Source organism: Pseudomonas sp. CFBP 13719 (genome assembly GCF_014842095.1).
In the GTDB taxonomy this organism is placed as follows: Bacteria; Pseudomonadota; Gammaproteobacteria; order Pseudomonadales; family Pseudomonadaceae; genus Aquipseudomonas.
This window is the reverse complement of the sequence record NZ_JACYVB010000014.1, coordinates 17,325-43,293: the sequence shown is the minus strand read 5'-3', so window position 1 is coordinate 43,293 and position 25,969 is coordinate 17,325. Positions and strand designations below refer to the sequence as shown.

The 25,969-nt window shown below is 63.9% G+C and carries 25 protein-coding genes; 10 read left to right on the top strand and 15 right to left on the bottom strand.

Annotation, left to right across the window (positions count from 1 at the left end):
• Positions 1-31: 31 nt before the first annotated feature.
• Positions 32-958 carry a 2-hydroxyacid dehydrogenase gene (locus IFT57_RS26035; protein WP_192153158.1) on the bottom strand — a complete coding sequence of 309 codons (927 nt, stop codon included), beginning with the start codon at positions 956-958 and terminating at the stop codon, positions 32-34.
• A 316-nt stretch (positions 959-1,274) separates the two neighbouring features.
• Positions 1,275-2,354 (bottom strand): tartrate dehydrogenase, encoded by a 1,080-nt coding sequence (locus IFT57_RS26030; RefSeq protein ID WP_192153144.1) that lies wholly within the window; start codon positions 2,352-2,354, stop codon positions 1,275-1,277.
• 107 nt (positions 2,355-2,461) lie between these two features.
• Between IFT57_RS26030 and IFT57_RS26025 the strand changes: the two genes are divergently transcribed.
• The 3 genes from IFT57_RS26025 to IFT57_RS26015 all read left to right on the top strand — a co-directional run bounded on the left by IFT57_RS26025 (position 2,462) and on the right by IFT57_RS26015 (position 6,384).
• Positions 2,462-3,376, top strand: coding sequence for a LysR substrate-binding domain-containing protein (locus IFT57_RS26025; RefSeq protein ID WP_192153143.1), 915 nt, complete (start codon positions 2,462-2,464; stop codon positions 3,374-3,376).
• Positions 3,377-3,659: 283 nt separating this feature from the next.
• The gene (locus IFT57_RS26020; protein WP_192153142.1) at positions 3,660-4,697 is read left to right on the top strand and encodes an ABC transporter substrate-binding protein; all 1,038 of its coding nucleotides are present in this window, start codon (positions 3,660-3,662) and stop codon (positions 4,695-4,697) included.
• Positions 4,698-4,710: 13 nt separating this feature from the next.
• On the top strand, positions 4,711-6,384 hold the full coding sequence (locus IFT57_RS26015; RefSeq protein WP_192153141.1) for a GMC family oxidoreductase N-terminal domain-containing protein: 1,674 nt from the start codon (positions 4,711-4,713) through the stop codon (positions 6,382-6,384).
• Between the two features lie 218 nt (positions 6,385-6,602).
• Here the strand turns inward: IFT57_RS26015 and IFT57_RS26010 are convergent, their stop codons facing one another.
• Positions 6,603-8,030 (bottom strand): aldehyde dehydrogenase family protein, encoded by a 1,428-nt coding sequence (locus tag IFT57_RS26010; protein ID WP_192153140.1) that lies wholly within the window; start codon positions 8,028-8,030, stop codon positions 6,603-6,605.
• Positions 8,031-8,423: 393 nt separating this feature from the next.
• Here IFT57_RS26010 and IFT57_RS26005 point away from each other — a divergent pair, with 393 nt between their 5' ends.
• From IFT57_RS26005 to IFT57_RS25990, 4 genes are all read left to right on the top strand, one after another.
• Positions 8,424-9,371 (top strand): LysR family transcriptional regulator, encoded by a 948-nt coding sequence (locus IFT57_RS26005; protein ID WP_192153139.1) that lies wholly within the window; start codon positions 8,424-8,426, stop codon positions 9,369-9,371.
• 139 nt (positions 9,372-9,510) lie between these two features.
• On the top strand, positions 9,511-10,215 hold the full coding sequence (locus IFT57_RS26000; RefSeq protein WP_122714425.1) for an HAD-IA family hydrolase: 705 nt from the start codon (positions 9,511-9,513) through the stop codon (positions 10,213-10,215).
• A gap of 47 nt (positions 10,216-10,262) precedes the next feature.
• Positions 10,263-11,546, top strand: coding sequence for an NAD(P)/FAD-dependent oxidoreductase (locus IFT57_RS25995; RefSeq protein WP_192153138.1), 1,284 nt, complete (start codon positions 10,263-10,265; stop codon positions 11,544-11,546).
• A 33-nt stretch (positions 11,547-11,579) separates the two neighbouring features.
• Entirely contained in the window at positions 11,580-12,290 is a 711-nt protein-coding gene (locus tag IFT57_RS25990) for a cupin domain-containing protein (protein WP_192153137.1), read from the top strand.
• Positions 12,291-12,396: 106 nt separating this feature from the next.
• Here the strand turns inward: IFT57_RS25990 and IFT57_RS25985 are convergent, their stop codons facing one another.
• Together IFT57_RS25985 and IFT57_RS25980 are read right to left on the bottom strand one after the other, a co-directional pair.
• Entirely contained in the window at positions 12,397-12,888 is a 492-nt protein-coding gene (locus tag IFT57_RS25985) for an Lrp/AsnC family transcriptional regulator (RefSeq protein WP_043191751.1), read from the bottom strand.
• A gap of 38 nt (positions 12,889-12,926) precedes the next feature.
• Positions 12,927-13,613, bottom strand: a complete 687-nt coding sequence (locus tag IFT57_RS25980) for a haloacid dehalogenase (protein ID WP_122795854.1) — start codon at positions 13,611-13,613, stop codon at positions 12,927-12,929.
• A gap of 21 nt (positions 13,614-13,634) precedes the next feature.
• Between IFT57_RS25980 and IFT57_RS25975 the strand changes: the two genes are divergently transcribed.
• Positions 13,635-13,772: a hypothetical protein gene (locus IFT57_RS25975; protein ID WP_192153136.1), complete on the top strand. Its 138-nt coding sequence runs from the start codon at positions 13,635-13,637 to the stop codon at positions 13,770-13,772.
• 161 nt (positions 13,773-13,933) lie between these two features.
• Here IFT57_RS25975 and gabT read toward each other — a convergent pair whose 3' ends face one another.
• The 6 genes from gabT to IFT57_RS25945 all read right to left on the bottom strand — a co-directional run bounded on the left by gabT (position 13,934) and on the right by IFT57_RS25945 (position 21,380).
• Positions 13,934-15,226, bottom strand: a complete 1,293-nt coding sequence (gene gabT / locus IFT57_RS25970) for a 4-aminobutyrate--2-oxoglutarate transaminase (protein ID WP_122714429.1) — start codon at positions 15,224-15,226, stop codon at positions 13,934-13,936.
• A 214-nt stretch (positions 15,227-15,440) separates the two neighbouring features.
• Complete coding sequence (locus IFT57_RS25965; RefSeq protein WP_122480604.1) at positions 15,441-16,529, bottom strand: ABC transporter ATP-binding protein; 1,089 nt, start codon at positions 16,527-16,529, stop codon at positions 15,441-15,443.
• A 180-nt stretch (positions 16,530-16,709) separates the two neighbouring features.
• The gene (locus tag IFT57_RS25960; protein ID WP_192153135.1) at positions 16,710-18,170 is read right to left on the bottom strand and encodes an NAD-dependent succinate-semialdehyde dehydrogenase; all 1,461 of its coding nucleotides are present in this window, start codon (positions 18,168-18,170) and stop codon (positions 16,710-16,712) included.
• 136 nt (positions 18,171-18,306) lie between these two features.
• The gene (locus tag IFT57_RS25955; protein ID WP_122480602.1) at positions 18,307-19,104 is read right to left on the bottom strand and encodes an ABC transporter permease; all 798 of its coding nucleotides are present in this window, start codon (positions 19,102-19,104) and stop codon (positions 18,307-18,309) included.
• On the bottom strand, positions 19,104-20,024 hold the full coding sequence (locus IFT57_RS25950; RefSeq protein WP_122795856.1) for an ABC transporter permease: 921 nt from the start codon (positions 20,022-20,024) through the stop codon (positions 19,104-19,106). The genes IFT57_RS25955 and IFT57_RS25950 overlap by 1 nt, the downstream gene beginning before the upstream one ends.
• 303 nt (positions 20,025-20,327) lie before the next feature.
• The gene (locus tag IFT57_RS25945; protein ID WP_192153134.1) at positions 20,328-21,380 is read right to left on the bottom strand and encodes an ABC transporter substrate-binding protein; all 1,053 of its coding nucleotides are present in this window, start codon (positions 21,378-21,380) and stop codon (positions 20,328-20,330) included.
• A gap of 292 nt (positions 21,381-21,672) precedes the next feature.
• On the opposite strand from IFT57_RS25945, the gene IFT57_RS25940 reads away from it, so the two are divergent.
• Positions 21,673-22,299, top strand: a complete 627-nt coding sequence (locus IFT57_RS25940) for a glutathione S-transferase family protein (protein WP_192153133.1) — start codon at positions 21,673-21,675, stop codon at positions 22,297-22,299.
• Between the two features lie 236 nt (positions 22,300-22,535).
• Entirely contained in the window at positions 22,536-23,558 is a 1,023-nt protein-coding gene (locus IFT57_RS25935; RefSeq protein WP_122714436.1) for an ABC transporter substrate-binding protein, read from the top strand.
• An 11-nt stretch (positions 23,559-23,569) separates the two neighbouring features.
• Here IFT57_RS25935 and IFT57_RS25930 read toward each other — a convergent pair whose 3' ends face one another.
• The 4 genes from IFT57_RS25930 to IFT57_RS25915 form a co-directional block, all read right to left on the bottom strand.
• Positions 23,570-23,860, bottom strand: coding sequence for a HigA family addiction module antitoxin (locus tag IFT57_RS25930; RefSeq protein ID WP_122714437.1), 291 nt, complete (start codon positions 23,858-23,860; stop codon positions 23,570-23,572).
• A 13-nt stretch (positions 23,861-23,873) separates the two neighbouring features.
• The gene (locus IFT57_RS25925; RefSeq protein ID WP_192153157.1) at positions 23,874-24,152 is read right to left on the bottom strand and encodes a type II toxin-antitoxin system RelE/ParE family toxin; all 279 of its coding nucleotides are present in this window, start codon (positions 24,150-24,152) and stop codon (positions 23,874-23,876) included.
• Positions 24,153-24,325: 173 nt separating this feature from the next.
• Positions 24,326-24,601, bottom strand: coding sequence for a hypothetical protein (locus IFT57_RS25920; RefSeq protein ID WP_122480593.1), 276 nt, complete (start codon positions 24,599-24,601; stop codon positions 24,326-24,328).
• A 96-nt stretch (positions 24,602-24,697) separates the two neighbouring features.
• On the bottom strand, positions 24,698-25,966 hold the full coding sequence (locus IFT57_RS25915; RefSeq protein ID WP_342030381.1) for an NAD(P)/FAD-dependent oxidoreductase: 1,269 nt from the start codon (positions 25,964-25,966) through the stop codon (positions 24,698-24,700).
• Between the last annotated feature and the right edge of the window lie 3 nt (positions 25,967-25,969).

The following is a 25,969-nucleotide window of genomic DNA, read 5'->3' as shown; positions in this document are numbered from 1 at the left end:
TACAGTTGATCCTGTCCTCCTGCGCTCGCCGCTAATACCCGGCGCCTGGCTCGACCAGGCCTACCATGGGTTCCCCTCGCTGATGCCGGCGGATGTTCTCTAGCAGCACCTCGAACGCCGTGTGCGGATCGGTCATGGCGCCGATGTGCGGCGTCAGCCAGATTTTCGGGTGGCTGAGGAAGGGGTGGTCGCTGCGCGGTGGTTCCTCTTCCAGCACATCGACGATTGCATGGCCCAGATGGCCTGAATCCAGCGCGGCCAGCAGGTCGGCTTCCACCAGATGACCGCCGCGGCCCAGATTGATCAGACTGGCGCCGGTCGGCAGCGCGGCGAAAGTCTGCGCATCGAGGATGCCGGCGGTGTCGGCGGTCAAGGGCAACAGGCACAGCAGGATGTCACAGCTGCCGAGAAAGGCCGGCAACTGCTCGCGGCCGCCATGGCACTGTACACCGGGCAGGGTTTTGAGCGTCCGCGACCAGCCACTCAGGGCAAAGCCGAACGGCCGCAGCGCATTCAAGGCCGCCTGGCCCAGATTGCCCAGGCCCATGACGCCCACGCGGCGCTTGCCAGCAGCCAGCAGCGGGTGAGTTTTCCACGTGCTCTGGCGCTGTTGCTGCAAATAGGTCGGCATCTGTCGATGCAGGGCGAGCACGGCGAAGCCGGTGTACTCGATGATGCCTTGGGCAATGCCAGGGTCGAGCATGCGCACTACGCTGACCGACTCGGGAACGTGCGCAAGGTCGAACTGATCAACCCCTGCGGATGTGGCGAAGACCACCTGCAGTTGGGGGAATCGGTCATACAGGTCCGCTGGCGGCTGCCAGGCGGCGAAGTAGCGTACCTGCGCCGGGTCGCCGATGTCCGGCCAGAAACGCACGGGGATATCCGGTGCATGTGCGGCGAACAAGGCTTTCCAGGCCGATGCACGCTCGTCGGGGACTTTGAACAGCAGCGTCATAAGGTGGGCTCTCATAGACCATCGGGGGTTTACACCGACGATGCCAGATCGCGACGCAACATTCCCCCGAATCGAGCGGGTGAAACAGAACAAGTTGACCGTAGCAGCGGTGCTGTGTGGGAGCGGGGCTCTGCCCGCGAAAGGGGCGGTGCGGTGTGTCAGGGGTAGCGCGGCGCCTGGTTCGCGGCCGATGACCGCTCCTACGGGCTGCTCGATCCCTGTAGGAGCGGTCCGTGGCCGCGAAGGGCGCGGTGCGGTGTGTCAGGTACACCGCGGCGTCTGGTTCGCGGCCGATGACCGCTCCTACGGGGTTATCTCAACAGGCGGCGGCGATGGCTTCGCCCAGGGCACGGGTGGTGCCGGTGCCGCCGATGTCGGCAGTCAGCGGCGCCTGTTCAGGGCCCATGGCCAGGACTTTTTCGATGGCCGCGAGTACCGCCGCGCCAGCCTCCGGATGGCCAAGGTGTTCGAGCATCATGGCCCCACACCAGATCTGCCCGATGGGATTGGCCACGCCCTTGCCGGCGATGTCCGGCGCCGAGCCGTGTACCGGTTCGAACAGGCTGGGGAAGTTGCGTTCCGGGTTGATGTTGGCCGACGGCGCGATGCCGATGGTGCCAGTACAGGCCGGGCCAAGGTCGGAGAGGATGTCGCCGAACAGGTTGCTCGCCACCACCACGTCGAACCAGTCCGGATGCAGCACGAAGTTGGCCGTGAGAATGTCGATGTGGTACTTGTCGACGTTCACTTCCGGGTACTTCTTGCCCATCTCGACCACGCGCTCGTCCCAGTACGGCATGGTGATGGCAATGCCGTTGGACTTGGTGGCCGACGTCAGGTGCTTCTTGGGACGGCTCTGCGCCAGCTCGTAGGCAAACTTGAGAATGCGATCCACGCCGACACGGGTCATCACCGTTTCCTGCAGGACGATCTCGCGGTCGGTGCCGGGAAACATCTTGCCGCCCACACTGGAATATTCGCCTTCGGTGTTCTCGCGCACGACCCAGAAGTCGATGTCGCCAGGCTTGCGGTTGGCCAGCGGCGCCTTCACCCCCGGCATCAGCCGGCAAGGGCGCAGGTTGACGTACTGGTCGAACTCGCGGCGGAACTGCAACAGCGAATCCCACAGCGACACATGGTCGGGCACCACGTCGGGCCAGCCCACGGCGCCGAAGTAGATCGCGTCGTAGCCCTTGAGCGTTTCGAACCAGTCGTCCGGCATCATCTTGCCGTGAGCCAGGTAGTAATCGGCGCTGGCGAAGTCGAACCAGTCCCACTGCAAGTTCAGGTCGTGGCGGGCCGCCACGGCGTCGAGCACGCGAACCCCTTCGGGCATGACTTCCTTGCCGATGCCGTCACCGGGGATCACTGCGATCTTGTAATTGGACTTGCTCATGGTGCTACTCCACGGGTTGATGAACTTGCCGACTCAGTGTAATCAAGGTGTGGGGATTAATAATTGGCCTGTTGGTTAAGCCATTCTTAGATTCAGGTAAACAATCCATGAGCATGATCGATGACCTGAGCTTCTTTCAGCAGGTGGCCACCCGCGCCAGCCTGACCGAGGTGGCGCGCCATCTTGGCCTGTCGCTGCCAGCGGTGAGCAAACGGCTGAGCCAACTGGAACAGCGCCTGGGCGTGCAGTTGCTGCAACGCACCACGCGACGCTTGTCGCTGACGCCCGAAGGTGTGCTGTATCTGGAAGGCGGGCGGCCGATCCTGCGTCAGCTCGATGAACTGGAAAGCGCACTGGGCACGCGTCAACCGACCCTGCACGGGCGACTGCGGATCAACGCCACCCTGGGCTTCGGCCGACGGCATCTGGCTCAGGTGGTCTCGGCGTTCGCGCGCCTGCATCCCGAACTGGAAGTATCCCTGGAGCTGAGCAGCCAGCCCATGAGCCTGCTCGATGATCAGTTCGACCTCGGCGTGTTCATGGGCGAGCCGCCCGATTCGCGGCTCATCGCCGTGCGCCTGCTGGAAAATCCGCGCGTGCTGTGCGCATCACCGAGATACCTTGAAGACATGCCTGCGCCCATCCGGGTGGCCGATCTGGCCGCCCACAACTGCATCGTGCTGCGTCAGTTCGGTAGTGATTACGCCATCTGGCGCTTTCGCAAGGATGGCCAGGACTACGCGCACAAGGTGACCGGGACGCTGTCGAGCAATGATGGCGAGGTGGCGCTGGGGTGGGCACTGGACGGCCACGGTTTGATTTTGAGGTCGCGCTGGGACGTGCAGGCCCATTTGCAGAGTGGCCGGCTGCAGGCACTGCTGACCGATCATCAGGCGCCGCAGGCCGACGTGTTTGCGATGTACCAGCAACGGCACCATACGCCCCAGCGCATCACCGCATTCGTGAATCACCTGCGCGATGCGCTGGGCCAACGATTGCCGTTTGCGGTCGGTGACCTGTAGCAGCGGCGCGAGCCGCGTCCGGCCTCGACGCGGTGGGGCAGATGCACCGCGGCGTTGGTGACGCGGCTCGCGCCGCTGCTACAGGGTAGGCGTGCCGGGGTGGGTATAGATAACCTGAAATCATGGTGGTACTGACTAATGGTGCATTGTCGCGCAGGCTTCGCCTCTTGTACCTTCCAGCGGTCCCGCTCGGTCAAACAAAAATACAGAACCGGTGCAAACATGGGCTACCCGTCGAGGTTTTTGTCGCTGCCGAATTAATCTACCCCCAGGATGATTTGCCATGAAAACCTTGTCTTTCGGTTCTGTCCTATCCCTGTTGTACGTGGCCATGGCGTGTTCCACCAGCGCCCAGGCCGAGCAGATTACCTTCGTTTCCCAAGGTGGCGTGTATCAGGAGGCGCAGACCAAGGCCATCCTCGACCCCGCCGCCAAGTTGCTTGGCATCACCATCAAGCAGGACAGCGTTCCGGACGCCTGGCCCATGGTCAAAGCCCAGGGTGAAACCGGCAAGCCGGTGTGGGATGTGATCGACACCCCGCCTTCGAACTGTATCCGTGGCGGCCGCGAAGGCCTGATCGAACCGCTGGACCTGGCGAAAATGCCCAACGTCAAGGGCATGCCCGAGGCCTATCGCACGCCTTACTCGGTGGCCTACGAGTTCTATTCCTCGGTCCTGGGCTACAACACCAAGAGCCTGAAGAAGGTCCCGCAAAGCTGGGCCGACTTCTGGAACGTCAAGGACTTCCCCGGCACCCGCGCATTGCGCAACGACCCCATGGGTACCCTGGAAGCGGCGCTGATTTCCGATGGCGTGCCGCGCGACAAACTCTACCCGCTGGACGTCGACCGCGCTTACAAGCGCCTGGCCCAGATCAAGCCGGACATTGCCGTGTGGTGGAGTTCGGGCGGGCAATCGGCGCAGCTGCTCAACGACGGCGAAGTGGACATGCTGATGATCTGGAATGGTCGCGTGGGTGCAGTGAAGAAAGACAACGCCGATGTCGACTTCACCTACAACGACGGCATCCTGCAGAACACTCAGCTGTGCATCCTCAAGAACGCGCCGAACCTGGCCCAGGCGGTCAGGTTCGTCGACACCGCAGTGTCGCCCGATCTGCAGGCCGATCTGCCCAAGTACATCGATTACGGCCCTGGCAACCCCGCCGCGTTCGCCACTGGCAAGCTCAGTGCCGAACGGGGCAAGGAACTCCCAAGCTCGCCGGAGAACGCCGCCAAGCAGGCGCTGATGTCCGAAGAATGGTGGTCGTCGGCCGACGGTATTGCCGCCAAGGACCGCTGGTTGAAATTCGTCCAGTAAGGCGGCCGCAAGCGTGATCGACTATCTGATTCTCGGCGGCGGCAGCGCGGGGTGTGTGCTGGCCGCGCGGCTGTCCGAAGACCCCAGCAAGCGCGTGTGCCTGGTGGAGGCCGGGCGTGACATTGCGCCAGGCAAGATGCCCGCGGCCATTGCCAGTCGCTACCCCGGCCGCGCCTATCTGGACGGGCGCAATATCTGGCAGCGCCTGACCGCTCGCATGGCCGCTCAGGGCAGTCGTCGCTATGAACAGGCGCGCCTGCTCGGCGGCGGATCGGCGATCAATGCGCTGATGACCAACCGCGGGGCGCCGGATGACTACGATGAGTGGGGACGGCTCGGCGCCGAAGGCTGGAGTTGGGAAAACTGCCTGCCGTACTTTCGCAAACTGGAAACCGACTGCGATTTCAGCGGGCCGCTGCACGGCAGCGACGGACCGGTACGGATCCGGCGTACTGCACCGGCTTTTCTATCGCCCTTCGTGAAAGCGGTGATGGGGATATTGGCGACTCGTGGCCTGCCCACCCGCCCGGACCAGAATGGTGAGTGGCTGGATGGCGTCTACGTGGGTGCCATCGGTGTCAGCGAGCAGGGTGAACGGATCCCGGTGTCGGTGTGCTATCTCACCGACGAGGTGCGTGCCCGCCCCAACCTGACCCTGCGCACCGAATGTGTGGTGGACCGCGTGCTGTTCCGCGGCACCCAGGCGGTGGGCGCGCGTTTGCTGGACCAGGCCGGCGTGGCCGAGGACGTGTTTGCCGGGGAGGTGATTGTCTGCGCCGGGGCGATCCACAGCCCTGCGCTGTTGATCCGCAGTGGGGTTGGGCCGCTGGACCAACTGCTGGATCTGGGCGTGCCGTTGGTGGTCGACCGGCCGGGCGTGGGCGGCAATCTCATGGAGCATCCGTCGATTGCCGTGTCGGCGCTGCTGACGGCGCAGGGACGGACGCCCCACGTCGACGAGCATCACGAACAGGCCATTGTGCGCTTTTCGTCCGGGTTGCCGGGCACGATGCCGGGTGACATGCACGGTGCGATCCTGTCGCGTTCCGGCTGGCACTCGGTGGGCTACCGGCTGGGCACGATGTTTTTCTGGGTCAACAAGTCCTACTCGCGAGGGCGGGTGCAGGTGACGTCGCTGGATCCGTTGCAGGAGCCCGAGGTCAGTTTCTCGATGCTGTCCGAAGCCCGCGACCTGCAGCGGTTGAAGCAGGCCCTGCGCATGGGTGCCGAGACGCTGTCGGCACCGGGGCTGGGGGCTCTGCGCAGTGTGGTGTTTCCATCCAGCTACTCGCCGCGGGTGGCCAAGGTAGCGATGCCTGGCCGTTTCAATGCCCTGCAGCGTGGGCTGTTGAGCGTGCTGCTGGACGTCGCCGGTCCCTTGCGCGGGCTGTTGGTGCGAGGCCTGGTGACCCAAGGTGTGACCCTGGAGAAATTGCTGGCCGACGACAAGGCACTGACGGCGTTCGTGCGCGCCAATGTGGGCGGCACCTGGCATCCGTCAGGCACATGCCGCATGGGCCGCGCGGAGGATCCCCAGGCAGTGACCTCGAGTGACGGGCGGGTGATCGGGGTAACGGGATTGCGGGTGTGCGATGCGTCGTTGATGCCGTCGATTCCATGCGCCAACACCAATGTGCCGACCATCATGATGGCCGAGCGCATCGCCGATCTGATCAAGGCGGGGTGAGACCGCGTTCCTCCAGGCAGACCGCGGCGCCTGGTTCGCGGCCGATGACCGCTCCCACGGGTGGCCGGTCAACGGTAGGAGCGGTCCTTGGCCGCGAAGGGTGGGCTGAGGTGTTTCAGGCAGACCGCGGCGCCTGGTTCGCGGCCGATGACCGCTCCCACGGGTGGCCGGTCAACGGTAGGAGCGGTCCTTGGCCGCGAAGGGCGCGCTGCGGTGTGTCAGGTATCCCAGCCAACGATGCCTTTCACCTCGAGAAACGCTTCCAACCCCCATTCGGCATATTCGCGGCCATTGCCCGATTGCTTGTAGCCACCGAACGGCGCCGCTGCGTCCCAGCTGGGATAGTTGATGTAGACGCTGCCGGCGCGCATCTGCAGGGCCACCTGGCGTGCCCGTGCAAGGCTGGCCGACTGCACGTACGCCGCCAGGCCGAACACACTGTCGTTGGCCATGCGTACCGCGTCCTGCTCATCGGTATAGGGCTGGATCACCAGCACCGGGCCGAAGATCTCTTCGCGGGCAATCGTCATCTGTGCATCCACCCCGGCGAAGATCGTTGGCTGCACGTAATACCCGAGGTCCAGCCCGGCCGGCCGGCCCAGACCGCCACACACCAACTGCGCGCCTTCCTCGATGCCGATGGCGATCATCCGCTGGATCGCCTGGTATTGCCGGTCACTGATCACCGGGCCCAGGGTCGTGGACGGGTCGTCGGGCGCGCCGACTCGATGGGCCGATGCCGCCGCGCGAGCGATCGCCACTGCCTGGTCGTGCAGCGCGGCGGGTACCAGCATCCGTGTGGGCGCGTTGCAGGACTGGCCACTGTTGCCGAAACACCCGTTGACCCCTGCGGTCACCGCTGCGTGCAGGTCTACATCGTCGAGCAGGATATTGGCCGACTTGCCGCCCAGTTCCTGGTGCACCCGCTTGACCGTCGGTGCGGCCAGCCGCGCCACTTCCACGCCGGCTCTGGTGGAGCCGGTGAACGACACCATGTCCACGTCGGGGTGGCTGGCCAACGCTGCGCCAACGCCAGGCCCGTCGCCATTGATCAGATTGAACACGCCCGCCGGTACTCCGGCGCTGTGCAGCACTTCGGCAAAAATGATGGCGTTGATCGGCGCGATTTCGCTCGGCTTGAGCACCAGCGTGCACCCGGCGGCCAGTGCCGGTGCCACCTTGCAGGCGATCTGGTTGATCGGCCAGTTCCAAGGCGTGATCAACGCCACCACGCCGACCGGCTCCTGATTGATCAGCGTGGTGCCGCGCCGGGTGCGGAACTCGAAGCTGTCCAGGGTGCGCAGCATCTGCTCCAGGTGACGCTTGCCGATACCGGCCTGCCAGTCGTGGGCCAGGGCTTTGGGCGCGCCGACTTCCTGCATGATGGCAGCGGCGATGTCGTCGTAGCGGGCCATGAAGGACTCGAGAATTCGCTCGAGCAGCGCCTTGCGTTCGGCCGGAGTGGTAAACGCGAAATCGGCAAAGGCACGCCGCGCCGCCGCGACGGCCGCATCGACGTCGGCCTGCTCACCCAAGGCGATTTCGGCAAAGGCCTGTTCGCTCGCCGGGTTGATCACGGCCAATCGGCGCACGCCTGAAGGCTCGACCCATTGACCGTCTATATAGAACTTCAACGCGTTGTCCAAAAGTCGCTCTCCACCAGTGATTAAAAAGGCCGATGCGCCCAAGTACCCGTAGCAGCGGCGCAAGCCGCGTCCGGGTTCGCCGCGGTCGGTCAGGCGTACCGCGTATACCGCCGACGCGGCTCGCGCCGCTGCTACAGGCACCGCGCAATCCCTTGTAGCAGCGGCGCAAGCCGCGTCCGGGTTCGCTGCGGTCGATCAGGTACACCGCATATGCCGCCGACGCGGCTCGCGCCGCTGCTACAGGCACTCCGCAATCCCTTGTAGCAGCGGCGCAAGCCGCGTCCGGCTTTGCCGCCAGCGCCGCAGGGAAAAAGGGTTACGCGCCGTCAGAATAGGAACGGTTTTCCTGTCGGGGCAATTTACTAATAGTTTTCCCAGGCATAAACTCAGGTCATGTCCAATCTTCGCAGAAAACTGCCCAGCTCCGGCTCCTTGTTCGTTTTCGAGGCAGCTGCCCGTTGCGGCAGTTTTACCCGTGCGGCCGACGAACTCTGCGTCAGCCAGCCCGCCGTGAGTCGCATGCTCTCGCGCCTGGAAGAACACCTCGGGGTGCAGCTGTTCGAACGCGTTCGCGGCGGTGCGCGGCTCACCGAAAGCGGGACCCTTCTTTACCGGCGGGTCCAGGAAGGTTTCGACACCATCGAGTCGGCCATCGGCGAAATCTCGGCTCGCGCCACCGGCATGGAAACCATCACCCTGTCGGTGTCCACCGCGTTCACCACGCACTGGCTGATGCCGCGCATGAGCCGTTTCAGCGAGCGCTTTCCTGCGGTGGACATGCGTTATCAACTGATGTCCGGGCGCATCGGCGGGCCGTTGATGGATGTCGACCTGGGCATGCGCTACCTCGACGCCGGCAGCGTCAAAGCCGCAGACAGCCTGGTTCTGCCGGAGATCACCCTGCCTGTGTGCAGCCCGCAATACCGCGCCGGCGTGCCGAGCGGCAAGGGCAAGAATGCAATGCCCGCGCTGATCCACATGGACAACCAGGACCGTACCTGGGCGGCGCCTTTCGACCAGGGTGGACGCGCAGACAATGCCCTGGTGTTCTCCGATTATGCGGTGGTGGTGCAGGCCGCCCTGCTTGGCCAGGGCATGGCCCTGGGCTGGCTCAACGTGGTCTCGCACTGCCTGGCCAACGGGCAATTGCTGCCGGTGGGCGACGAGGTCACGGTCAGTGCCCGGCACTGTTGCCTGGTGACGCCGGCCAACCGTCCGAGCCGCCCTATCGTGGAAAGCGTGCGTCAGTGGATCATCGAAGAAATGCAGGCCGACATCGTGCGCGTCGACGCGCTTTACCCACAGTTAGGCCTGGCTCGGAAGATCGCGGAGGCGTCATGAACACAGGTATGCCGCCATCGCGGGAAAAACGGTAGGTTATGCCCTGAGGTAAGGACAAAACAGAACATATGGCGATTCACCCGGCTGATAATTGAACCACACCTTGCACCTTCCCCTGGTTCATCATGCGGAGCGCCCTATGTCATTCAAGCAGTTCAAAGCCCTGACGTTCGATGTCGTCGGCACCCTGATCGATTTCGAGGCCGGCATTCTCAACCATGTGCGCGAAGTGGCTGGCGAAGCGGGCAAGGCGTGCAGCGACGACGACATCCTCAAGGCCTACCGCGATGCCCGCGCGATGCCCGATTCGGGCTGGTGGCCGGATGACCTGGAGCGCTGCTATCACTTGATCGCCCGGCAGCTCGGCTTGCCCGACAGCGACGAATACGCCCGCGGCCTGGCCCTGGCGGTGGAAAACTTCCCGGCCTTCCCCGACTCGGTCGAGGCGCTCAAGCGTCTGCACAAGCACTTCAAGCTGGTGGCCACCACCAACTCGCAGATCTGGGCCTTGAAGCACATGGCCAAGACCCTCGACGAGCCCTTCGATGTGCGCGTGACGGTCGATGACGTGCGCTTCGAGAAGCCCGATCCGCAGTTCTTCGCCTACACCCGTGGGGTGCTGGCCACGCAGGGTATCGTCTTCGAAGAGATTCTCCACGTTGCGCAGAGCCAGTACCACGACATTGGCGTAGCCATGCGCCTGGGCTACCAGACTTGCTGGATCGAACGCCGCCATGCGCAGAAAGGCAGCGGCGGCACCCTGGAATCCGAGCACACCAAGCCGCACTACCATTTCACTTCGCTGGCGCAACTGGCCGACGCAGTCGAACAGGAACTGGGCTGACAACAGCGGCGCTTGCTCCGAGCGCCGCCTTCTGGTGGAAACCGGCTATGACTGCGAAGAGTTTATGGGCGGCCACCGCCCGACCCGCCCCGGCACTGCAAGCATTGCAGGGCGAGCGGCAGTGCGACGTGGTGATCGTCGGTGCTGGCTACACCGGGCTGTCTGCGGCTCACCACATTGCCCTGAGCGGCCGCGAGCCGTTGATTCTGGAAGCCAATACCTTGGCCTGGGGCGCCAGTGGCCGTAACGGCGGCGTGGTGTCACCCAAGTTTCGCGTCGGCTTTCCTGCCCTGATGCAGCGCTTCGATCGCGACACCGCTCTGCACATGTACCGCACCGGTTATGCCGCCGTGGACAGCCTGGTGGAAATGATCGACAGCCTGTGCATCGAGGGCGCGCAGTTGCACATGGGTGGGCACATTGCTGCGGCCCACAACGAGCTTGCCCTGACCGGGCTGCGCACTACCGCTGACTGGATCAAGCGCGAAACCGGCGGCGAGTCGTCGCGCATGATCGACGCGGGCCAGGTGCGGGAAATGACCGGCTCGACCCTTTTTCATGGCGGCCTGCTGACGCCGAAGGCAGGCGGTATCCATCCGCTCAACTATGCCCGGGGCATGGCTCACAGCCTGAACGAGCGCAGCGTGAAGATGTTCATCAACAGCCCGGCGTTGCAGGTCCGCCGGGAAGGCGACCGGGTCATCGTGCAAACGCCTCAGGGTCGGGTCACTGCCAAACAGGTGGTGTATGCCACCAACGGCTATTCCGACCAGAGCGCCGCGACCGATACTCTGCACCGGCGGCTGATTCCCTTTCGCAGCGCCATCATCGCCACCGCGCCACTGCCTGCCGATGTACTGGCCAAACTCATGCCCGGCGGTCAGGTCTGTGGCGACACCAAACGCATGCTGCGCTGGTTCCGTGTGGTCGGCGACCGGCTGATCTTCGGCGGCCGCGGGGCGTTCGGCAAGGACGATTCGGACAGCGCCTTCGCCACCCTGCAACGCAGCATGGGCGAGGTGTTTCCGGTCCTGCGCGACCAACCCGTGGCGTTTCGCTGGTCTGGGCTGGTGGCCATGACCCTCGATTACCTGCCCCACGCGGGTCAACTGGACGCGCGCAGCTTCTATGCCATCGGCTACAACGGCGGTGGTGTGGCGATGTCCACCTACATGGGCAAGCAACTGGCGGCCATGACTGCGGGCGAGCCGGTGCAACTGGGCCTGCTGGCGGGCGATACGTTCAACCCCATTCCCCTGCATGCCTTTCGTGCGCCGGGTGTACGCTTGGCCGCAGGTTGGCAACAACTGCTGGACGCCATCGGCCGCTGAGCCGCGAACTTCTTCATTGCCAAGACGAGACCTATGCCCCCGATCCTGCATTATTCACAGCCCCCCCTCGAACGCCGTCTACCCGTCGCCGCCTTCGCTTTGCAGGACGACCCCCTGGCGGCCGGCCGGACCGTGCATTTCCATGACCCCCAAACGGGCTACGCGGTGGGCGCCTCGACCAGCGTTGGCGCCAATTTGTCGATCGACGATTTTCCCTGGGTCGAACTGGGGATCGTGGAGGCCGGCGAGCTGACTCTGCAGGGCGAGGGTTTCGACCTGCGCCTGAAGGCTGGGGATTGTTTCGTGGTGCCTCGTGGTGTGGCGGTGCGCTGGCAGCATCGCGGGCAGCTGCGTCGCCTGTTCATGGCTTTCCCCGGCTTGCCGCCGAGCAATGACATGCCTCGCACGCCGCTGAAGATCGACTTCGCTCAGTCACTGCCGCCCAGCGAGCCGCCGTCGGCGACGGTGCTGCTGACTCCGGCTCCGAAAGCCTGGAGCGAAACGCTGTTCAGCGCGGCCAACTTGCGCATCGGTCTGTGGCAGTGCGAGCCCTATGCACGCAAGCAGGTGCAGCCAGGCTACAGCGAGCTGATGTTCATTCTGGAAGGCGCAGTGACCTTGACGCCCGAGCAGGGCGACGCCTGCACGGTAAGCGCAGGCGAGGTCGTGGTGGTGCCGGCGGGGGCGACCAACGCCTGGGCGAGCGAGCAGACGGTGCGCAAGGTGTTTTGCATATTGAGTTGAGACCGCGTAACGGCCGGACGCGGCGTGGGATGTGGGGTGGGCGGATGTGTACACCGGCCCTGTAGCAGCGGCGCAAGCCGCGTCCGGGGTCACCGCGGTGCGTGAATCAAACCGCGCGCACCAGGCTGCGCAACGGCACAGCGCTCTTGAGCACCGGGCTCTTGATGACGATGTAGCTGAAATACTTGTCGATACCGATGTTCTTGTCGAGGATCGACTCCATCAGCTCCTGGTAGTGCTGGATGCTGCTGCACAGGAACCGCACCAGGTAGTCATACCCGCCGCTGATCAAATGGCATTCGAGCACCTCGTCGATGTTGCGGATGCTCGATTCGAACTTCACGAAATCGGCACGTTTGTGGTCCGACAGGGTTACCTCGGTGAACACCGTGACGGAGCTGGCGAACTTGGCCAGATTGACGTGCGCTTCATAACCACTGATGTAGCCCGCCGACTCCAGGCGTTTGACCCGTTGCAGGCAGGGGCTGGGTGACAGGCCAACGGCTTCGGCGAGGCTGACGTTGGTCATGCGCCCATCCTTCTGCAACTGCACCAGGATATTGATGTCGATGCGATCCAGTTTCGTTGCAGCATCCATGGGGTGGACCTCGTCAAGTCAAAGCATGAACGTGGGCCTCAGGCGTGCAATGCCGTTTGATGGGCATGGGCGAGGTCCGCAAGGCTGGCGTATTCACAGCGCTTGCCGTCCAGAGCCTGGGGCGAAAGATTCCATGGCTGGCGGTGGTCACGGTGCAGGGTACACACCGGAAAATCCACACGCAGGTTCCAGGGGTCATCCGTTTCGGTACTGCGCACCGGCAGCAACTGCGAGCGCTCCAGGCCCAGGCGCTGCAGCTCGATGGCGAGGCTGCTGTGCCAGTCATCGTTGCAAGGCTCGATGACCGCATCGAATGCCACAGGCAAGCGTTGGGTCAGGGCGCCGACATCGATGCCGTGGGGTGGGGCGATCAGTATCAACCGGTAGAACTTGCTCAGGTACTGCAGGGCGCCGGGGGCGTCTTCGAAGATCGGCCAATGGGCCGACGAGCTACCGAAGGCAACACTTTCATCCCAGCCGGGAATCACATGCAATCGGTGCGCCATACGCTGGTACAGCTGGCCGTGGAACGCGCTGGCACTGGGGTTGCCGCCTGCCTGGCCAAGCTCCTGGGCGATCGCCCGGTAGGCCGTCAGCAGTTGCGCGTCGCTGCCGGGCATTTCGCTCTGCACCGACAAGGGTCGCAGACCTTCGAGAATGCCCCGTTCACGGTCGACCAAGGTGGCATAGGAGAACCCCAGGGCCTTGTACTGTGTGACTCTCATGCATTGCTCCTGAGCGACGGTATGAATGGCTTCCCTGCAGACTCCTACAGCTTTTCCACCGTAGGAGCGGTCCGTGGCCGCGAAGAGCGCGCCGCAGTGTGCCAGGTGTACCGCGGCGCATTCTTCGCGGCCGATGACCGCTCCTACGTGTGGCCCTGATCCCTTTAGGAGCGGTCCGTGGCCGCGAACAGCGCGCGGCAGTGTGCCAGGTGTACCGCGGCGCATTCTTCGCGGCCGGTGACCGCTCCTACGTGTGGCCCTGATCCCTGTAGGAGCGGTCCGTGGCCGCGAAGAGCGCGCCGCCCGCCCTGCTCCCACAGTCAGGCCCCGGCTTTTGCCAATGCCTTGTCGAGCATCTGCAAGGCTTCTGCCACCTGTTCGGCGCTGGTCACCAGCGGCGCGAGGAAGCGCACCACGTTGCGATACAACCCACACTTGATCACCAGCAACCCCGCCTGGCGCGCTTCGTCGATGACGCGCTGGGCGAGATCGGCATCGGCGCTGTGCGCGGCGTCGTCCTTGACCATCTCGATGGCCAGCATGAAGCCCAGGCCCCGCACATCGCCGATGCGCGGATAGCGTTGCTGCAGCCCCAGCAAGCCCTCGCGCAACTGCAGCGCGCGCTGCTCGCCCTGCGCCAGCAGGTCTTCGTGCTCGAATAGGTCCAGCACCGCCAGTGCCGCCGCACAGGCCACGGCGTTGCCACCGTAGGTGCCGCCCAACCCACCGGGCGTCGGCGCATCCATGATCTCGGCCCGGCCCACCACGCCCGACAGTGGCATGCCACCGGCCAGAGACTTGGCCACCGTGACCAGATCCGGCTGGATACCCGCATGCTGGAAACCGAACATTTTCCCGGTACGGCCGAATCCGGCCTGGATTTCATCGGCGATCAACACGATGCCATGCTGCGTGCACAGCGCGCGCAGCGCCTGGAGAAACTCGACCGGTGCGGCCAGGAAACCGCCGTCGCCCTGCACCGGCTCGATCAGGATCGCCGCCACCCGATCCGGCGCCACGTCACTGGCGAACAGCTCGTGCAACTGCGCCAGGGCGTCGTCGCTGCTGATGCCGCGATAGGCGTTGGGGTAGCTGGCGTGATAGATCTCCGCCGGGAACGGGCCGAAATTCTGTTTGTAGGGCTGGCTCATGCCGGTCAAGGTCACACCCAACAGGGTGCGTCCATGGAAGCCCCCGCGAAACGAAATCACCGCTGGCCGGTTGGTATGGCTGCGGGCGATCTTGATCGCGTTTTCCACCGCTTCGGCGCCGGAAGTGAACAGCACCGTTTTGTAATGCTCTTCCCCGCCGATCAGGGCATTGAGCCGCGCCGCCACGTCGATGTAAGTCTCGTAGGCCGCCACCTGGAAGCTGACATGGGACACCTTGCCCACCTGCTGACGCACCGCCTCAACCACGGCCGGGTGATTATGGCCAACGTTGAGCACGCCGATGCCACCGACGAAATCCAGATAGCGCTTGTTGTCCACGTCCCACAACTCGGCGCCCTGGGCGCGCGCGGCGACGACCGGGTGGGCGGTGGCGATGCCACGGGGCACGTGTTGTTCGCGCAGGGCAAGCAGGCGTTGATTTTCGGTCAGTGCAGAATTCATCTCGATCTCCGTGTGCGCCGAGCGTGGCGGGTGATGTGATCAGGATAAGGAGTGGCGCAAATCACAAGCACCGAAGTTGCGGGTCGCGCTGGAGTGTTTGCGTTTTTTTTGCGGGTGGGGCGGTAGATTCGGTTGTTTGGGTGGTGGGGTGTCAGTGCTGGCCTCTTCGCGGGCGGCGGGCCTTCTGCCTGCGAAGGGGCCTGCACTGACCGCCTCAAACCCCGGCGCGTGGTACCACGATGGTGTCTTCCGGATGCAGGCGCATCAGCATCGGCGAGCCGATCGGCGGCAGGCTCAGGTTGCCTTCGTGGTGGCTGGGCTGGCGCAGGCTCACCGTGGGCCCACCGTCCAGATCGACGAAGACCTTCAAGCTTTCGCCCTGAAAGACGATATCGGCGACGCGCCCGCTCAGACGGTTCCATTCAGGCCCGGCGCTGGCGCTGTCAAGCAACAGCTTTTCCGCTTGCAGTGCCAGGAATACATCGCCCGTAGCGGGCACCGGGCGCGTGGTGCGCAGGGCCGTGGTGCCCAGGGTCAAACCGTTGTTCGCGCTGCGTTGCAGCGGCACCAGGGTGCTTTCGCCGATGAAGCTGGCGACGAAGTCGTCCGAAGGGTGGTCGTGCAGGCGGCGCGGCGTGTCGACCTGGACCAGTTGCCCGCCGCGCATGATGGCGATGCGGTCGCTCATGGTCAGCGCTTCACGCTGGTCGTGGGTGACGTAGATCATGGTCGCGCCCAGGCGCTTGTGCAGGGCGCGCAGCTCGATCTGCATGGTCTCGCGCAGCTGCTTGTCCAGCGCCGACAGCGGCTCGTCCATCAAGATCAGCTTGGGTTCGAAAACGATGGCCCGGGCCAGTGCCACGCGCTGGCGCTGGCCGCCGGAAAGCGCGGCAATCGAGCGCTCTTCGTAGCCACTGAGTTCCACCGTGGCCAGGGCCTGTTTGACCCGCTCCCGGCTCTTGCCCGCGCTTTCGCCGCGGGCACGCAATGGGAAGGCCACGTTCTCGCCCACGGTCATGTGCGGAAACAGCGCGTAATTCTGGAACACCACGCCGATTTCGCGCTTGTGCGGCGGCATCAGGGTGACGTTGCGCTCGCCGAACAGGATGTTGCCGGAGCTCACCCGAATGAAGCCACCCAGAATGCTCAGCAGGGTGGTCTTGCCCGAACCCGAAGGGCCCAGCAGCGACATGAACTCGCCGGCTTCGACCTTGAGGTTGACGTTGTCCAGCGCCTTGAGGCTGCCGTAGTGCTTGCTGACCTGGTTGACGCTGACCGATTCGAAACCTTCAGTGAAATTCATCTGTGGTGCTCCAGAAAATGCTGAATAGGTGGTCATGGGTTACCTGACAATCCGCGCTGCCCGCCGACGCGGCTCGCGCCGCTGCTACAGGAGAATGCGATCGACAAGGGAATGCGATCTTCTGTAGCAGCGGCGCGAGCCGCGTCAGGGCCGTCATGCGATGCCGATGCCCGACACAGATCAACCCAACCCACCGATGTGCCAGGCCTTCACTTCAAGGAATTCATCCAGGCCATACTTGGACCCCTCGCGGCCGGTGCCCGATTGCTTCATGCCGCCGAAGGGCGCCACTTCCATGGAAATGATCCCGGTGTTCAGGCCGACCATGCCGAACTCCAGGCGCTCGCCCACGCGCCAGGCGCGGCGCATGTCCTGGGTAAAGTAATAGGCCCCCAGGCCATAGGGCGTGGCATTGGCCAGGGCCAGCGCCTCGTCCTCGGTATGGAAACGGAACAGCGGCGCCACCGGGCCGAAGGTCTCCTCGCTGGCCAGCAGCATGTCGGCGTTGGCGTCCAGCAACACCGTGGGCTGCACGTACAGGCCATCGTTTTGCGGCAACCCACCGATGGCGACGGTAGCGCCTTTCTCCACGGCATCGCTGATGTGGCGGGCCACCTTGTCCACTGCTGCGGCGTTGATCAACGGGCCGATGGTCACACCCTCGGCCAGACCGTCGCCGACTTTCAGCTCGGCCACCGCCGCCTTCAGGCGTTCGGCGAAACGTTGATAGATGCCGTCCTGCACCAGAATGCGGTTGGCACACACGCAGGTCTGCCCGGCGTTGCGGAATTTGCTCTGCATGACCCCGGTAATGGCCAGGTCCAGGTCGGCGTCGTCGAACACGATGAACGGCGCGTTGCCGCCCAGCTCCAGGCTCAGGCGCTTGATGGTCGTGGCGCACTGGCTCATCAACAGCTGGCCGACGCGGGTGGAACCGGTGAACGACAGTTTGCGCACGGCCGGGTTGCTGGTCATCTCGCCGCCCACGCCTGCCGGCAGGCCGGTGAGCACGTTGAACACCCCGGCCGGAATGCCTGCGCGTTCGGCCAACACCGCCAGGGCCAGGGCCGACAGCGGGGTCATCTCCGACGGCTTGACCAGCACTGGGCAACCGGCGGCCAGGGCCGGTGCGCACTTGCGGGTGATCATGGCGTTGGGGAAATTCCACGGCGTGATCGCCGCGACCACGCCGATCGGCTGCTTGAGTACCAGGATGCGGCGGTCGGCAGCAGGCGAGGGGATGGTGTCGCCATAGATGCGCCGCGCTTCCTCGGCGAACCATTTGACGAAGCTCGCGCCGTAGGCGATTTCGCCGCGCGACTCGCCCAAGGGTTTACCCTGTTCGGCGGTCATGATCAAAGCCAGGTCTTCCTGGTTGTCCATGATCAGTTGGTACCACTTCTCCAGCAGCTTGGCGCGCTCGGCCGCAGGCACTTCGCGCCAGGTAACGAAACAGGCTTCGGCGGCGGCAATGGCGCGCCGGGTTTCGGCCGCCTGCAAGGCCGGTACGTTGGCGATCACGCTGCCATCGGCGGGGTTGGTCACGGCAAGGGTGGCGCCGTCATCGGCGCTGATCCACTGGCCATTGGCGTAGGCGCGCTCGACGAGCAGGGAAGGGTCACGCAGTGAGTGCTTCAACATGATCAGGGTGCCTTTGCAGTCCGAACGATGGCCTAGTGTAGAAATGTCCACGCAGCGGGCGATGCCGAGATGGGCCGCGCGGCGCGGCGTGGATGCTGAATTGCGGTGGGGTGGCGGCAGGCTGTGCTGGGGGGTGTTACCCCTGCTTGTTCCGCCCAGCCACCACCACCAGAATCAGCGACGCCAGAATCAGGATCGAACTGATCGCCGCAATCGTCGGGTCGATTTCGTCGCGCAGTGCGGTGAACATCCGCTTGGTCAGGGTCTGGTTGTCACCCCCGGAAATGAACAGCGCTACTACCGTTTCATCCAGCGAAGTGATGAACGCGAACAGGGTTGCCGAGACCACGCTGGGCTTGATCTGCGGCAAGGTCACCGCCATGAACGCGCGAAAGCGGTTCATGCCCAGGCTGCGCGCAACCATCTCCTGCGACATGTCGAAATTGCGCAGCCCGGCGAGCAGGGCAATGATCACGTAGGGCAGGGCCAGCATGATGTGCGCAAGTACCAGGCCGGTCAGCGAGCTGATCAGCCCCACCCGCGCGTAGACGAAGAACACCCCCGCCGCGATCAGGATGATCGGCACCATCATGGGCAGCAGCAGCACGATCTGCAGGGTACGGATGACTTTCAGGCTCGAGTTGTTGATGGCGTAGGCCGCAGCCATGCCGATGGGCAGGCTGACCGCAGTGGTCACTACGGCAGTGATCAGGCTGACCCGCGCCGCCGACATCCATTCGGCGCTGTGGAAAAAGGCTTCATACCAACGCAGCGACCACTCCTTGGGCGGGAACTGCAGGAAGCGCGCCTCGGAGAACGACATCGGCACCACGATCAGCACCGGGATGATCAGGTACAGCAGAATCGCCGCGACCAGCACGGTGAACAGCACATGCGACAGGCGTAGCTGGCGCAGGTAGGCAAGCGTATTCATCAGCGTGCTCCCAGGATGCGTTCGATGGGGATGAAGCGGTTGATGCCCCAGAAGATCAGGAACACCACGAACAGCAGCACCAGGCCCACCGCACTGGCGGCGCCCCAGGCGTGATAGAGCTCGACGTTGCGCTGCACCAGCATCGACACCAGGATGGTACGGCCGCCGCCCAGTAGTTCAGGGGTGATGAAGAAGCCCAGGCAGATCACGAAAACCAGGATGGAACCGGCCATCACACCCGGCGCCGCCATCGGCAGGAACACCCGGCGAAAGGTGTAGAAGGGTTTGGCACCCAGGCTTTCGGAGGCCTGCATCAGGTCCTGGGGAATCTTCTTCATTACTGAATACAGCGGCAGCACCATGAACGGCAGCATCACGTGCAGGGTACCGATCACCGTGCCGGTGGTGTTGTGCATCATGTTCAGCGGCTGGTCGATAATGCCCATGTCCAGCAGCGTCTGATTGACCACCCCGCGCCGTTGCAGCAACACCAGCCAGGCGTAGGAGCGCACCAGCACGCTGGTCCAGAATGGCAGGATCACGCAGATCAGAATCAGGTTGGCCCAGAAACCCTGCAGGCGCGAGGCGGCGTAGGCAATCGGGAAGCCCATGACGATGGACAGCAGGGTCACGATCAGGCTGATCTTGAACGTCAGGTAGAAGGTGTCCCAGTAGATGCGTTCTTCGAAGATGCGCGCGTAGTTGGCCAGCGAAAAGCCGTCTTCGGTCTGCACCGACTGGAACGCCAGCCAGCACATCGGCAGGATCAGCAGCACCACCACCATAAACAGCGCCGGGGCGAGCAGCAGCAACATCGAAGTGTTCTCCCGACGCTCCTCGCGCGCCAGGGCATCGGCATTGCCTGCAGGCGGCTCGCTGTGGGCGTCAGGCATGGATTTGGCGAGATAGGCGTTGGACATGGAACGATTCCTCACGGCCGAGCGCCGGTGGACCAGCGCAAGCAGCTTGTTGTCGGTCGGTCAGGGTGACCCTCAGGGTTAAATGTACCGACAAGCCAAAGAACGAAGCGGGCTTAAACAGCCTGCGCGCAAGTGGTTTGTTTCGTATTGAGGGTGGGCGACAGCAGCAACTGCGTCGGCCCCTTCGCGGGCAGAGACCCGTTCTCACACGGCAGCGCTCAAGTGCTCCATTACAGGAGCAGGCTTCAGGCATACCTCTGTGGGAGCGGGGCTCTGCCCGCGAAGAGGCCCGCCCCGGCACCCCTACTTTTTCTGCACAAAGGCCAGCCAGCGCTCTTCTGCCTTCACCCCGTCCTGGGAAGCCCACCACTTGGCCGACAGCAGCGCCTGGCGCGAGATGTTTTCGGGCGAGGACGGCAGCTTGGCCCCGCGCTCGGCGGGAATCGTGCCGGTCTTGAAGGCTTCCGGGTTCAGCGGGCCGTAGTCGATGATCATCGGCAGCGCTGCCTGCAGCTTGGCATCGATGGCCTCGTTGACGAACTTCATCGCTGCCGTTTTGTGCGCCGTGCCCTTGAGCACGCACAGCGAGTTGGTTTCCAGCACGCCCTGGTTGTAATCGAAGGCCACCGGCGCACCGTCGGCCTGCACCGCCGTGATGCGGCCGTTCCAGGCCTGGATCATGTCCACTTCACCGTCACTGATCAGCTGCGCCGACTGCCCGCCGGACGTCCACCAGGTAGCAATGTGCGGCTTGATTTCCTCGAGCTTCTTGAAGGCCCGCTCCACGTCCAGCGGGTACAACTTGTCGGGCGCCACGCCGTCGGCCATCAGGGCGATCTCGAGGGTGGGGCGCGGCAGGTTGCGCAGTGAGCGCTGCCCGGGGAATTTCTTCGTGTTCCAGAAATCCGCCCAGGTCTTGGGTACGTTCTCGCCCTTGAAGGCGTCGGTGCGGTAGGCCAGCACGGTGGAGTAGCTGATGTAGCCGACGGTGTAGTCGTCTTTCAGCGCTGCCGGCAGCTGCGCTGCGTTCGGCACCAGCGCGGGGTCGAGCTTTTCGAACAGGCCTTCGGCCTCACCGCGCAGGCAATCGCCGGTGGGAAGGTCGACCACGTCCCAACTGACCTTGCCGCTTTCCACCTGGGTCTTGATGATCGGGTAGGCCTTGGGCGAGCTGTCCTGCTTGAGGGTCAGGCCCAGCTTCTTGGCCGCCGGCTCCAGGATGGCCTTGCTCTGTGCCTCCTGGTAGGCACCGCCCTGCGAAACGAACGTGATGTCCTCGGCCCAGGCCTGCCCGAAGGCGCCGACCAGCAGGGCGAGGCCGGTCAGTTTGAATGCGCGCAGCGTCATCGATGTCATGTACAGGACTCCCGAAAGTTGGCAGGTTGGAGGCGAGCTGGTTGTTGTCACTCGGTCGTTCTGCTGGACCGCTGCTGTCCAATCTACCGCCAGGGGCTGCGCGCAAGCGGCCACAAATCGCCGCCGCCAAAGCGTTTTATTGCAAAAAAACGGGGTGGCGCAGCAGGAACTGTTTTGCCTGCGCAAAGCTATCGAGATGGGTGGAGGAGTACGCGCTCCGCGTAGGGATTTTTTGCACTCTGCAGATCAGGCCGGGTCTGCTCTTAACCTGCCCCTACAGAAGGTCTTCGTCATGATCACCGTTCACCACCTGAACAACTCACGCTCGCAACGCATCATCTGGCTGCTCGAAGAGTTGAACGTACCCTACGAGATCAAGCGCTATGAGCGTGACGCGAAAACCAACCTGGCGCCGGCCGAGCTCAAGCAGGTCCATCCGCTGGGCAAGTCGCCGATGATTCAGGACGGCCCACACACGATCATCGAGTCCGGCGCCATCGTCGATTACCTGATCCGTCGTCACGGCCAAGGCGCCCTGCAACCCGACCCTGCCAGCGCCACCTACGACGAATACGTGCAGTGGCTGCACTTCGCCGAAGGCTCGGCCATGCTGCCGCTGATGCTCAACCTGTACGTGGGCCGTCTGGGTGAAGCCGGCGCGCCGCTGCATCCGCGCATCGAATCCGAACTGGAGAACTACCTGGGCTACTTGAACACCGCCCTCAGCCTGACGCCTTATCTGGTGGGTGAAGAACTGACCGGCGCCGACGTGCAGATGAGCTTCGTCGGCGAGTTGGCCAAAGCCCAGGGCAAGCTGGACGCCTACCCGCATCTGGCTGCCTGGGTCGAGCGCCTGCAGGCGCGTCCGGCGTATCAGAAAGCGCTGGAACAGGGCGGCGAGTACAAGTTCGCCAAGTGAGCGTGACGCGCGTGGCGTGTGGATGAGTGCACGGTAGATCAGCCTCCCGGCGTGGCTCCCTGGGAGGCTGACGCGGCACAGGTCCAGCTTGTGTATGCAGCTGACCGTCTTCTTTCAGCCAACATCCGGGCATCAATTCCTGTGAATATGGTTATTCGTTAATCGTATTTAAAGTAAATTTCTTATACCCCTATAGTCGGCTCCAGCCCCCCTTGATTCTGTCGCTTGGAGCCTCTATGTCTCGACCCACGTTCAATCGCCTGGCCGCCGCAATCGGCCTGGGTTTCAGCCTGCTCGCCGGTGCCGTGGTTGCACCCGCGCAGGCCCATGCCGAGGGCGAAATCCGTATCGCCGAGCAGTTCGGTATCGTTTATCTGCTGCTCAATGTGGTGCGCGATCAGCATCTGATCGAGAAGCACGGCAAGGAAGCGGGCATTGACATCAAGGTCGATTGGACCCAGCTGTCCGGCGGCTCTGCGGTGAACGACGCGTTGTTGTCCGGCGCGATCGACATTGCCGGGGCAGGCGTGGGTCCGCTGTTGACCATCTGGGATCGCACCCATGGAAGACAGAACGTGAAGGCGGTCGCTTCACTGGGCAACTTCCCTTACTACCTGCTCAGCAACAACCCCAAGGTCAAGACCATCGCCGACTTCACCGAGCAGGATCGTATCGCCGTGCCCGCCGTGGGCGTGTCGGTGCAATCGCGGTTCCTGCAATACGCGGCGGCCAAGCAATGGGGGGACAAGGAATTCAACCGCCTGGACAAGTACACCATCGCCGTCCCGCACCCCGATGCAACGGCGGCGTTGATTGCCGGCGGTACCGAACTCAGCGGGCACTTTTCCAATCCGCCGTTCCAAGATCAAGCCCTGACCAACCCCAATGTGCACGTGGTACTCAACACGTACGACCTGCTGGGCCCCAACTCACCCACCGTGCTGTTCGCCACCGAGAAATTCCGCGAGGAAAATCCCAAGACCTACCACGCGTTCGTCGAGGCCCTGGCCGAAGCGGCCGACTTCGCCCAGAAAGACAAGGGCGCGGCCGCCGATACCTACATTCGCGTGACCGGCGCGAAAATCGACCGGGCCGCGTTGCTGAAGATCATCGACAACCCCCAGTTCGAATTCTCGATCACACCGAAGAACACCTACCCCTTGGCGGAATTCATGCACCGCGTCGGCGCGATCAAGAACAAGCCGGCTTCCTGGCAGGATTACTTCTTCGAGGATGCCAAGCCGCTGCAGGGCAGTTGAGGGTTGGACAGTCAGTAGATACGAGCTGCAAACGGCTCGATCAACGGTTGCTCGCGGTGCTCTGCCTGCCAAAGATCCCAGTCAGCCTGAACGGCCAGCCAGGTGCGTGCTTTGCCGATTCCAGCACGCTCCAGGCGAACGGCGAGGTCCGGGCTGATGGGGGCATGACCGTGCAAGATCCGTGAAAGGGTTTCCCGGGCATAGCCCAAGCGCCGGGCGAACTCCGCGATCTTGATGTTCAGGGCCGGAAGTACATCTTCCAGCAACGCTTCGCCGGGATGAGGAGGGTTGTGCATAGGCATGGCGCAGTAATCCTTAGTGATAGTCGAGGTAATCAAGCAGTTCGACGTCGCCGTCATTGAAGCGAAAGATCAACCGCCAATTACCGCTCACTGTCACCGACCAATATGTCACGAGATCGCCCTTGAGTGGATGCAGCCTCCACCCCGGCATGTCGACATCGCCAGCATCAATGGCGCGCTCCAGAATCGGCAAGATGCGAGCAAGGCGTTTGGCATGATCAGCGCGAATACCCTTGGTTGATCCGGTTTCGAAGAAAGCCTTGATGCCCTTGTGTCGAAAGCTTTTTATCATGCTTATTCCGTGATGTAAACGATCACGCTTCCTGCGTATCGGCATCTCAGAGTAACGACATTGTGAGAGGTCTTCGAACACCCGGCTGTTTCCAAATGTGGTTCGAAGCCGGATGCCCAGGCATAAAAAAGCCCCGTCCATCACTGGCGGGGCCTGGGTCGATCGCGATCGAATTACTTCTTCTCGGGCGCCTTGATCTCGTCCGGCACGTCCGAGGACAGCGCCTGGTGGCGGTCTTCGGTCACGCGCTTCTCGCGGGCCTTGTCGTGTTCTTCGGCGGCTTCGGCTTTTTCCTCGGCGGCTTGCGCAGGCTTGCCTTCGGCTTGCTTCTGGGCGGCGGCTTCGGTGTGCTCGTTGGCTTTCTGCACGTGGTCTTCGGACGTCTTGTCACAGGCCGCCAGGCCCAGGGCGGAGATCATCAGCAGAGCGAGGGAAAGTTTTTTAGGCATGAAGGTGCAACCATTGTTCGGGGTGAACCTCTTTGAAACCGGCGCACGGCGATTGGTTCACCGCCAATCCCGTGCGCGACGCTCTGCCGCAGGCGCTCAGCTCACGTTCAAACGGTCGAGCAGGCTGTACCAGGCCACGCCTGCGCCGATGTAAAAGCGTTGCAGGCCATGCATCGGCAGCTTCTGCAGAGGGCTGACCGGATAAGCAAAATCGGCACGGCTGTCGCACAGGCTGGCAGCCAGTTGTTGCCCCAGGCTGGTACACAGGGCGATGCCGCGGCCGTTGCAACCCAGTGCCAGGGTCAGGCCCGGCGCAGGTTGGTGCACGTGGGGCATGAAGTCTCGGGTGATGGCGATGCGTCCGGCCCAGCGGTACTCGAAATCCAGCTTGCCCAGCTGCGGGAAGAGCAGCGCCAGCGAGCGTTCCAGATGGCTGAAATCCTGCGGCGCGCTGGGGTCGCTGAAGGTGCCGCGGCCGCCCATCAGTAACCGCCCGTGGCTGTCCTTGCGAAAGTACAACAGCAACCGTTGCGCCGTGGACACGGTCTCCTGTCCGGGCAGAATGCTCTGTGCCGCCGCGCCCTGCAGCGGCCGGGTCGCAACGATGAAACTGTTCGCCGCCAGGACGCTCTGCGCCATGCCCGGCCACAGGCCATCGCTGTAACCGTTGGTGGCGAGCACCACCTGGGCTGCGCTGACCATGTGGCCGCTGGCGGTCTGCACCTGCCAGCCCGACGCGACTGGCTGCAGCCCAGTTACTGGGCTCTGCCCATGAATGCTGGCGCCAGCCGCTTGCGCTGCAGTGACCAGCCCGCGAGCATAGGCCAAGGGCTGGAGGGCGCCAGCGCGGCCATCCAGCCAACCGCCGGCGAACGCCTGGCTGCCCATGCGCGCGGCGACATCGCCAGCATCCAGGCGCTGCACCGGTACCCCGCGTTTCTCCCACTGCGCGGCGCGAGCGTGCAGGCCAGCCACGCCCTTGTGCGAATAGGACACCTGCATCCAGCCCTTGCGCACCGCTGCACACTCGATGCCGTGGCGATTGATCAGGCTGAACACCAGGTCGGCCGAGCGCGACACGGTGTCGATCAACGGTTCCGCCACGGCCGCGCCGTACAGCCGCACCAATTCGTCCGGGTCATGCTTCAAGGTCGGGTTGACCTGCCCGCCGTTGCGCCCCGACGCGCCCCAGCCCGGTTCCCGCGCCTCCAGCACACATACGCTGACGCCACGCTCGGCCAGGTGCAGCGCTGTGGACAGGCCGGTGTACCCGGCGCCGACGATCACCACATCGTAGGTGCCCGACTCGCGCAGTGGCGGGGTGACCCGCGCAGGCGGCGCGGTCGCCGCCCACAGTGAAGGCACATC